The 9,061-nt window shown below is 63.1% G+C and carries 7 protein-coding genes; 4 read left to right on the top strand and 3 right to left on the bottom strand.

The genetic code is table 11. The features are described 5' to 3' along the window. Window positions 1–104 precede the first annotated feature (104 nt). Both FJV83_RS36220 and FJV83_RS36215 read right to left on the bottom strand, forming a co-directional pair. The gene (locus FJV83_RS36220; RefSeq protein WP_142885056.1) at window positions 105–704 is read right to left on the bottom strand and encodes a superoxide dismutase; all 600 of its coding nucleotides are present in this window, start codon (window positions 702–704) and stop codon (window positions 105–107) included. 177 nt (window positions 705–881) lie between these two features. Beyond that, on the bottom strand, window positions 882–1,760 hold the full coding sequence (locus FJV83_RS36215; RefSeq protein WP_095770794.1) for a branched-chain amino acid aminotransferase: 879 nt from the start codon (window positions 1,758–1,760) through the stop codon (window positions 882–884). A 154-nt stretch (window positions 1,761–1,914) separates the two neighbouring features. Here FJV83_RS36215 and FJV83_RS36210 point away from each other — a divergent pair, with 154 nt between their 5' ends. Together FJV83_RS36210 and FJV83_RS36205 are read left to right on the top strand one after the other, a co-directional pair. Further along, entirely contained in the window at window positions 1,915–2,574 is a 660-nt protein-coding gene (locus FJV83_RS36210) for a haloacid dehalogenase type II (RefSeq protein WP_095770795.1), read from the top strand. A 174-nt stretch (window positions 2,575–2,748) separates the two neighbouring features. Continuing rightward, complete coding sequence (locus FJV83_RS36205; RefSeq protein WP_142885055.1) at window positions 2,749–3,573, top strand: L,D-transpeptidase; 825 nt, start codon at window positions 2,749–2,751, stop codon at window positions 3,571–3,573. 62 nt (window positions 3,574–3,635) lie between these two features. On the opposite strand, the gene FJV83_RS36200 is transcribed toward FJV83_RS36205, so the two are convergent. Further along, window positions 3,636–5,183, bottom strand: a complete 1,548-nt coding sequence (locus FJV83_RS36200; RefSeq protein WP_095770797.1) for a helicase HerA-like C-terminal domain-containing protein — start codon at window positions 5,181–5,183, stop codon at window positions 3,636–3,638. Window positions 5,184–5,490: 307 nt separating this feature from the next. Between FJV83_RS36200 and FJV83_RS36195 the strand changes: the two genes are divergently transcribed. Both FJV83_RS36195 and scpA read left to right on the top strand, forming a co-directional pair. Continuing rightward, window positions 5,491–6,933 (top strand): methylmalonyl-CoA mutase, encoded by a 1,443-nt coding sequence (locus FJV83_RS36195; RefSeq protein WP_142885054.1) that lies wholly within the window; start codon window positions 5,491–5,493, stop codon window positions 6,931–6,933. Then, on the top strand, window positions 6,930–9,053 hold the full coding sequence (scpA, locus tag FJV83_RS36190; protein ID WP_142875454.1) for a methylmalonyl-CoA mutase: 2,124 nt from the start codon (window positions 6,930–6,932) through the stop codon (window positions 9,051–9,053). The genes FJV83_RS36195 and scpA overlap by 4 nt, the downstream gene beginning before the upstream one ends. Window positions 9,054–9,061: the final 8 nt, after the last annotated feature.

Raw genomic sequence — 9,061 nt, 5'->3', positions numbered from 1 at the left:
TGGCCCCTGTGCAATACAGGATCCAGCCCCTAAACTCACCACATCAATGAACCGTCCAACTTTACGGGGTCAGTTCAGATTGCCGGGGCCTTTCTGATTGTCGATTACTTCGCCTTTTCGTAGAGCTCCAGCACATGATCCCAGTTGATCAGGCTGTCGACGAATGCCTCGAGATATTTCGGGCGGGCGTTGCGGTAGTCGATGTAATAGGAGTGTTCCCAGACGTCGACGCCGAGGATCGGCGAGGCGCCATGGACGAGCGGGTTTTCGCCGTTCGGGGTCTTCGAGATCGCCAGCTTGCCGTCCCTGACCGAAACCCAGGCCCAGCCCGAACCGAACTGCGTCGTGCCGGCTGCGATGAAATCAGCCTTGAACTTGTCGTAGCCGCCGAGATCGCTGTCGAAAGCCTTCTGCAGCGCGCCCGGCAGCTTGTTGCCGCCGCCGCCCTTCTTCATCCACTTCCAGAAATGGATGTGATTGTAGTGCTGCGCGGCATTGTTGAAGAGGCCGGCATTCTTGCCGAACGACTGCTTGACCACCTCTTCGACCGACAGATCACCCATTCCGGCCTCGGCGGCCAGCTTGTTGCCATTGTCGACATAGGCTTTGTGATGCTTGTCGTGGTGATATTCCAGCGTCTCTTTCGACATGTAAGGCTGCAAGGCCTCATAGTCGTAGGGCAGAGCGGGCAATTCAAAAGCCATGGGTAGTACTCCCTCGTGGAAAAAATCCGGTGTGGATACCGGATTAAGATAGGACTGGATTGAGCTGGAACAACTCCGGAAGTGAAGCGCCGGTTCCCTTTCTAGGCGGGTTCCGGAAAACTGTCACACGGTTTTCCTGCGGCGAAGCGCGCAGCCACAAAAGGCCGAACCAGCGCGTCAGCCGGCCGACGGCGAATGCGCCCAATCCCAATAAAGCTCGCGCGCCTTCTTGGCCACCGGGCCGGGTTGCAGATTGCGATCCTCGATGCGGGTGATCGGCACCACCTTGGAGTGGTTGCCAGTCGAAAAGATTTCGTCCGCTTCGAGGAAATCGCGCACCGACAGCGTCTTTTCCGTCGTCTTGAATCCGTACTCGCCCAGCAGCGTCATCGTGCGCGAGCGTGTGATGCCGGACAGGAAGGTGCCGTTCGGCGCCGGCGTCAGCACGTGGCCATCCTTGACCAGGAAGATGTTGGAGCTTCCGGTCTCGGCGACGTTGCCCAGCATGTCCAGTACCAAAGCATTGTCGAAGCCGCGCATCTTGGCTTCGAGGATGGCGCGGCCATTGTTGGGATAGAGGCACCCGGCCTTGGCGTTGGTCGGCATGGTTTCGATCGTCGGGCGCCGGAACGGCGACACCGTCACCGAAAACCCGGTCGGCGAGATCATCGGCGATTCATAGAGGCAGAGGCAAAAACGGGTCGAAGCGGGATCGGCCGGCACGCCCATGTAGCCGCCATGCTCGGCCCAATACATCGGCCTGATATAGACCGCCGTCTTGCCGTCGAACTTCTTCAATCCGTCCCAGGTCAGCCCGACGATCTGTTCGGGCGACATGTTCGGCTTGAGGCCGAGCGCGATCGCCGAGGCGTTCACCCGCCTGGCATGGAGGTCGAGGTCGGGCGCCACGCCCTCGAACCAGCGTGCCCCGTCGAACACGCTGGTGCCGAGCCACATGGCGTGGCTGCGCGGGCCTAGAATGGCGACATTGCCCTCGTACCAGTCGCCGTCGACGAAAGTCCATGTCGCGGATTGCGCCGCTGCCGCCAGTGTCATCGCGTCATCCCGTTCCGATCAATCTTGTGTGACAACATTGGATGATGCTTTGGCCGTCGCCGTCAACGGGCATTGGGGAGTTTTGTTGATGCCAGCGGCGCAGCGGTGCAATCAAGGCTTGCACCTTGCCTCGCCTCGCCTCAAAACTGTCGCCATGCAATACGCCGCCTATGTTTTCGACGCCTACGGCACGTTGTTCGACGTGCATGCCGCCGTGCGCCGGCATGCCGACCGGATCGGCCCGGACGGCCAGTTGCTGTCCGAAATCTGGCGCGCCAAACAGCTCGAATATTCCTGGGTGCGCTCGCTGATGGGCGCCTATGCCGATTTCTGGCAGCTGACCGAGCAGGCGCTCGACTTCGCCTTGCGCAAGGTCCCCTCCGCCGATCCCGGCCTCAGGACAAAACTGCTGGAAGCCTACTGGCGGCTGGACTGCTACCCGGAGGTACCGGCAGTGCTGAAGGCACTCAAGGCCTCCGGAGCCAGACTGGCGATCCTCTCGAACGGCTCGCCCGAAATGCTGGAAGCGGCGGTCAAATCGGCCGCGCTCGATCAGGTTCTGGACGACATCTATTCGGTCGATACGGTGCGGCGCTTCAAGACCGACCCGGCGGTCTATGACATGGTTGCCACAGGCTGGCGCCTCTATCCCGGCGCGGTGTCCTTCCAGTCCTCCAATCGCTGGGACATTGCCGGCGCCACCAAATTCGGCTTCCGCACCGTATGGATCAACCGCTCCAATCAGCCCGAGGAATACCGGGATTTTCCGCCGGCCCTGATCCTGCCGACCCTCGAGGCGTTGGTCACCGCCTGAGCTGTCGAGCTGTGACCTAGGCGCCACAGTGGCGGCGCAGTCACAGCTTCGCCTTTGTTTGTCCACGTTCGGGCCAGAATCGGAACCGCCTATCGCCTCAGGTGTTGTCAGGCACCCGCGTGGCGGCAAGCGTATTCACGCTTTGTTGCAATTTGAGTCCTAAAGAAGGCAGCCATGTCCATAACCGAATCCTATCGCCTGAGCCGTCGCGGCTTTCTCAACGCCGCAGCATTGGGCGCCGCATCGGTCGCGGTTTCCGCATGCGCCACCACCGGGCCGGGACCGGTCGAGCCTCCGCCGCCGACCTATGTCGAGCCGCCGCTCGCCGACTATGCGTCGATGTACGCGGCCGTCAGCGATGGCGGCTTCGACCTGCCGGCCATCCCCTTCGACAGGATCGATCCGCAGTTCCTGCGCCAGATCGTTCCCGACCCGACCGGGCAGAAGCCGGGAACCATCGTCGTCGATACGACGGGCCATTTCCTCTATCTGGTTCGTCCGGGCGGCCAGGCCATCCGCTACGGCGTCGGTCTCGGCCGTGCCGGCTTCGAATGGTCGGGCGACGCCGTCGTCCAGTGGAAGCAGAAATGGCCGAAATGGACGCCGCCGGATGAGATGATCGCCCGGCAGCCGGAATTGAAGCCATACAGCGCCGACAATGGCGGCATGCCTGGCGGGCTGAAGAACCCGCTCGGCGCGCGCGCGCTCTATCTCTTCCAGGGCAATGTGGACACGCTTTACCGCCTACACGGCTCGCCGGAATGGAAGTCGATCGGCAAGTCGGTGTCGTCGGGCTGCGTGCGCCTGATAAACCAGGACATCATCGACCTCTATGACCGCGTGCCCTCGAAAACCCCTGTGATCGTGACCAGCGATGCCAGCCAGCCAATGGCGGCGGCGGCAACGGCGAACCACAAGGCGATCCCGATCGACGCCGGCGTGCCGGACGGATCGGTGCTGCTCGGCCCGGTCAAGGCGGTGACGGACGCGATCTTCTGATCCGACAGCGCCTATACAGATGCTTAGCACCCCGCGTTCAAGGGAACGCGCGGCGCTAAGGTCTAACGGCCTCTCGATAGGCTTCCCAAAATCCCGCGCACGATCGCCCGTCCGACCGACGAGCCCACCGAGCGCACCACCGACTTGATCGCGGCCTCCGCCACGGTCTGGCGATTGGAGGGGCGCGGCGCCGGCGCGCGTCGGCCACCGGACTGCGGCGCGGGATCGTCATTGCCGAAACCCGGTATGGTCCAGCGCGAGCCGCCTGTGCCTGCCTGCTGCGCCTGCTGCTCGGCGTCCTGTGCGTCCTTGGCCTTTTTCTGCAGGATCTCGAAGGCCGATTCGCGGTCGATGACCTGATCATACTGGCCAGTGACCGGACTTTCCGCGATCAGCTTTTGCCGCTCGGCGGGGGTTATGGGTCCAAGCCGCGACGACGGCGGCCTGATCAGCGTGCGCTGGACCATGGACGGCACGCCCTTGGCCTCCAGCGTCGAGACCAGCGCCTCGCCGGTGGCGAGCTGGGTGATGGTGATGGCGCAGTCGAAATCGGGATTGGGGCGGAATGTTTCCGCCGCCGTTCGAACCGCCTGCTGCTCACGCGGCGTATAGGCGCGCAGCGCGTGCTGGACGCGGTTGCCGAGCTGGGCCAGGACCTTTTCCGGGATATCCAGGGGGTTCTGCGTGACGAAATAGACGCCGACGCCTTTCGAGCGGATCAGGCGGACCACCTGCTCGACGCGGTCGATCAGCACCTTCGGCGCCTCGTCAAACAGCAGATGCGCCTCGTCGAAGAAGAACACCAGCTTCGGCTGGTCGGGATCTCCCACTTCGGGCAGTTCCTCGAACAACTCCGACATCAGCCAAAGCAGGAAGGTCGCGTAGAGGCGCGGATTCATCATCAGCTTGTCGGCGGCCAGCACACTGACGGCGCCCCGGCCGTCACGTGTGGTGCGCATGATGTCGGAGATGCGCAGGGCCGGCTCACCGAAGAAGTTGGCCGCGCCCTGTTGCTCCAGCACCAGCAGCGTGCGCTGGATGGCACCCACCGATGGCTTGGTGACATTGCCGTAGCGCGCGCTGATCTCCTCGGCGCGCTCGGCGATGTTGGCAAGCAACGCCTGCAGGTCCTTGAGATCGAGAAGCAGCAGGCCTTCTTCATCGGCAATGCGGAAGGCAATGTTCATGATGCCCTCCTGCGCGTCGGTCAGGTTCATCAGCCGCGACAGGAGAAGCGGTCCCATTTCCGAAATGGTGGCGCGGATGGGGTGGCCCTGCTCGCCGAAGAGGTCCCAGAAGATGACGGGGAATTCCTGGAAGTCGTAAGGGTCGAGCTTGACCTGCGCGGCCCGCTTGACCAGGAAATCCTGCGCCGTGCCCATCATCGCGATACCGGACAGGTCGCCCTTGATGTCAGCGCAAAACACCGGCACGCCGGCATTCGAAAAACCTTCGGCCAGGATCTGCAAGGTGACGGTCTTGCCGGTGCCGGTGGCACCGGTCACCAGGCCGTGGCGATTCCCATATTGCAGCAGCAGTTGCTCCGGGCGCTGATAGCTGTCGTCGGGCTTGCGGCTGGCGCCGATGAAAATACTGGTGTCGTCAGCCATATGTCGGGTCTCCGCAAACTGATGTGTCAAAAGCCAGCCTTTGCCCGAAGGTATAGTGAGGCTGTTGCACAGCGACAATGCCAATTGTCCAGAGCGGGGCCAACCGTCCCGATCAGGCCTATCGTCGAAATCGGATTTTGGAACTTGCGGATTTTGCTGGTGTTTGGCAATCGTTCATGGTTCGTCCATGCAAGCCGACCTATATCAGGTGGATCGAATTCAGGCTCGGGATGCGCATTGCGATAACCGACCGGGAACCGTAGACTGAACCGCCCGGCTGGTGCGGCCATATGAACGAGGAAGATGGATGGGCGCCGGAGCCTTGACCAAGGATGTTGAACCAGTTGGCGCCGAGCGCCAGCGATGGCTGGCCCTGGCGGAAAAGGCACTGGCAGGCGCGTCCTTCGAGGAAAAGCTGGTTTCGCACACCGACGACGCCATCCGCATCGAGCCCCTTTATGACCGCGCGACCGGGGCCGAACCGCTCGTGCGCACGAATCCCCGATCGCCCTGGATCGTCAGCCAACGCGTCGACGATCCCAACGTCGATCGCGCCAAGGCCCAGGTTCTGGACGATATCGCACAGGGCGCGACAGGACTGTCGCTCGTCTTCGAAGGAGCCCCGAACGCATTCGGCTACGGCCTGCCGAGGACTGCTCAGGCGCTGGAAACAGTGCTGGAGGGCGTGCCTCTCAATCGGATCCAGATCCGCATCGACACGCACCCGTGGAGCCGCCCCATGGCCGACTGGCTGGTGGCGTTCCTCAGCAAGCGCCGCTCCGATCCGGCAAAGCTCAACCTGTCCTTCGGCATCGATCCGGCGGCGATCCTTGCCGGCACCGGCCGGCTGCGCATGTCGATCGAGGCGCTGCAGGAATCGATGCCCCAGTCGCTGGCGCATTTCTTCTCGATGGGCGTTCCCGGCGTGCTGCTGGAAGCGGACGGCCGCGTCTTCCACAATGCCGGCGCCACGGAAGCGCAGGAACTCGGCATCATGCTGGCTTCGGCGGTCTCATATCTCAGAATGTTCGAGAAGGCACGGCAACCGCTGGTCTATGCCGCGCCGCATATCGGCTTCGCGCTCAGCGTCGACCAGGACCAGTTCCTCTCGATGGCCAAAGTGCGGGCCTTGCGCGTTCTGTGGGCACGTGTGCAGGAGACCTGCTCGATCCCCAACTCCACGGCCAACATCCATGCGGAGACATCATTCCGCATGATGACGGCGCTGGATCCCGAAACCAACATCCTGCGCACGACGATCAGCTGCTTCGCGGCGGCGGCTGGAGGAGCCGATTCGATCTCCATCCTGCCGCACACGATGGCGCACGGCCTGCCGGCGCCTTTTGCCCGCCGCGTCGCGCGCAACGCCCAGTTGATCATAGCCAATGAAAGCCATGTCGATCACGTCGCCGATCCCGCCTATGGGTCCGGCGCAGTCGACGCGCTTACGGCAGACCTTTGCGAAGCCGCCTGGGCGGAGCTGCAGGCGATCGAGGCCGAAGGAGGCGTATTGTCGAGCCTTCGGGACGGACACATCCAACAGCGCGTTCACGCCGCGGCCGCCCGGCGCGACGCCGCCTTCAAGGCGGGTGAGCGGGCCATCATCGGCACCACACTTTATCCGCAGAAGAGCGAGCGCCCGGTCGAGACGCTGGATGCAAAGCAGCGGCCTGCCTTCACCGAAGGCGTCGTGCTGTGCGAACCGCTGTTTCCGGTCCGCATCGACCAATCCATCGGGGCCGCCTCTTGATTCCGGATTTCAGTCAAATCGGCTGGGCGCCGCCGCGCCGCGCGCCTGTCGAGGTCAAGGGCCAGCGGACAACGCCGGAAGGGCTTGTCGTCAAGCATCTGTACAATCAGGGCGACCTCAAGGGCCTGCCGCATCTCGACACCTATCCGGGCCTGCCGCCCTTCGTTCGCGGCCCCTACCCGACCATGTATGTCCAGCAGCCCTGGACGATCCGGCAATATGCCGGCTTCTCCACGGCCGAAGAGTCCAATGCCTTTTACCGGCGCAATCTTGCCGCCGGCCAGAAAGGATTGTCGGTCGCCTTCGATCTCGCCACGCATCGCGGCTATGACAGCGACCATCCGCGCGTTGCCGGCGATGTCGGCATGGCGGGCGTCGCCATCGATTCCATCCTCGACATGCGGCAGCTGTTCGACGGCATTCCGCTCGGCGACATGACGGTGTCGATGACGATGAACGGCGCTGTGCTGCCAATCATGGCGCTTTACATCGTCGCGGCGGAAGAACAGGGCGTTGCGCAGAAGGATCTGGCAGGCACCATTCAGAACGACATTCTGAAGGAGTTCATGGTCCGCAACACCTACATCTATCCGCCAAAACCCTCGATGCGGATCGTGTCGGACATCTTCTCCTACACGTCGAAGAACATGCCGAAGTTCAATTCGATATCGATCTCCGGCTATCACATGCAGGAAGCCGGTGCGACAGCCGACCTGGAGCTCGCCTATACGATCGCCGACGGCATCGAATATGCCCGCGCCGGTGTCGCGGCGGGCCTCGACATCGACCGCTTCGCGCCGCGCCTGTCCTTTTTTTGGGCGATCGGCATGAACTTCTTCATGGAAGTGGCCAAGCTCAGGGCCGCGCGCCTGCTGTGGGCGACGCTGATGAAGAAGAATTTCGCGCCGAAGGACGAGCGCTCGCTGTCGCTGCGCACCCATTGCCAGACGTCCGGCTGGTCGCTGACGGCGCAGGACCCCTACAACAACATCATCCGCACCATGATCGAGGCGATGGCGGCGACCCAGGGGCATACCCAGTCGCTGCACACCAACTCCTTCGACGAGGCGATGGCGCTGCCGACCGACCATTCGGCGCGCATCGCCCGCAACACGCAGCTCATCCTGCAAAAGGAGTCCGGCACCACGCGCATCATCGATCCGTGGGGCGGCTCGGCCTATCTGGAACGGCTGACGCATGATCTGGCAGCGCGCGCACTGAGCCATATCGAGGAAGTCGAGGCTCTCGGTGGCATGGCCGCCGCGACCGAACAAGGCATTCCGAAGCTGCGCATCGAGGAAGCGGCGGCGCGCACGCAGGCCCGCATCGATTCGGGCGAGCAGATGCTGGTCGGCGTCAACGCGCATCGCCCCGAGAACGACATCGAGGTCGATGTGCTCAAGATCGACAATGCCGAGGTCAGGGCCCGGCAACTGTCGAAGCTGCAACGGCTGAAGGGCACGCGCGATGTCGCTGCGGTGGAAAGCGCGCTCGATGCGCTGACCCGCGCCGCGCAAGGCAATGAGAACCTCCTGGAGTTCGCCGTCCGCGCCGCGCGGGCCAATGCCACGGTCGGCGAAATCTCGCTTGCGCTGGAACGGGCCTTTGGCCGCCACGTTGCAACGGTGCAGACCATTTCCGGCGTCTATCGCAAGGCGCTTGGCGACAATCCCGTGGTCGACGGGCTGCAGGACAAGATTAGCGCTTTCGAGAAGAAAAACGGCGGCAAGCCGCGCATCCTCGTTGCCAAGATGGGGCAGGATGGCCACGATCGTGGGCAAAAGGTGATCGCCACCGCTTTCGCCGATCTCGGCTTCGACGTCACCGTCGGCGCGATGTTCCAGACACCGGAAGAGATCGCCAAACTGGCGGTCCAGCATGACGTCCATATCATCGGCGCCTCATCGCTGGCGGCGGGACACCTGACACTGATCCCTCAATTGCGCGATGCGCTGAAGAAACTCGGCCACGGCGACATGCTGATCGTCGCCGGCGGCGTCATCCCGCCGCAGGACTATGACGCGGTGCTGCAGGCGGGTGCCGCGGAAATCTTCCCGCCGGGAACCGTTATTCCGGAAGCAGCGGATCGGCTGATGGATAGGCTGCTGGCAGCCAACTAGGCTATGCT

The sequence above is a fragment of the Mesorhizobium sp. WSM4307 genome (assembly GCF_007003945.1).
Taxonomy (GTDB): Bacteria; Pseudomonadota; Alphaproteobacteria; order Rhizobiales; family Rhizobiaceae; genus Mesorhizobium.
Note: the sequence above shows the minus strand (reverse complement) of the source record. Positions and strands in the feature narration are given on the sequence as shown.

Coding starts and splice junctions, on each gene's coding strand:
- FJV83_RS36220 (WP_142885056.1), bottom strand. CDS start 704: ATGGCTTTTGAATTGCCCGCTCTGCCCTACGACTATGAGGCCTTGCAG.
- FJV83_RS36215 (WP_095770794.1), bottom strand. CDS start 1,760: ATGACACTGGCGGCAGCGGCGCAATCCGCGACATGGACTTTCGTCGAC.
- FJV83_RS36210 (WP_095770795.1), top strand. CDS start 1,915: ATGCAATACGCCGCCTATGTTTTCGACGCCTACGGCACGTTGTTCGAC.
- FJV83_RS36205 (WP_142885055.1), top strand. CDS start 2,749: ATGTCCATAACCGAATCCTATCGCCTGAGCCGTCGCGGCTTTCTCAAC.
- FJV83_RS36200 (WP_095770797.1), bottom strand. CDS start 5,183: ATGGCTGACGACACCAGTATTTTCATCGGCGCCAGCCGCAAGCCCGAC.
- FJV83_RS36195 (WP_142885054.1), top strand. CDS start 5,491: ATGGGCGCCGGAGCCTTGACCAAGGATGTTGAACCAGTTGGCGCCGAG.